Annotated in this window: 1 protein-coding gene; it reads right to left on the reverse strand. The window is 56.0% G+C overall.

What is annotated here, in order from left to right; translation table 11 throughout:
* A partial coding sequence (locus KP705_RS19830) for a transposase (protein WP_215765553.1) occupies window positions 1-350 on the reverse strand: 350 nt, incomplete at both ends.

Genomic DNA, 350 nt, shown 5'->3' on the forward strand with positions numbered 1-350 from the left:
TATTGCGCTGCTTTGGAGCAGCCACCAGTGTTGCATCCAGGATCTGGCCGGACATCGGGAGATAACCGGCGTTCCGCAGGGTCGCGTCAAATCGGTCAAACAGCCTTTCAATGGCACCCGCCTGTGTCAAACGCTCACGAAACAGCCAGACCGTTTTGGCATCCGGCACGCGGTCCGACAGCCCCAATCCCAGAAAGCGCATGAACGACAGGCGGTCGTTGATCAGATACTCTGTCCGTTCATCAGACAAAGTGTTCAACGTCTGGATGACCAGAATTTTGAACATCAGCACCGGATCAAACGGCGGACGTCCGCCTTTACTTCCGTCTGAATAGGCCAGAGCCAGCTCC

It is taken from the genome of Gluconobacter sp. P1D12_c, from assembly GCF_018812105.1.
Classification (GTDB): Bacteria; Pseudomonadota; Alphaproteobacteria; order Acetobacterales; family Acetobacteraceae; genus Gluconobacter; species Gluconobacter oxydans_A.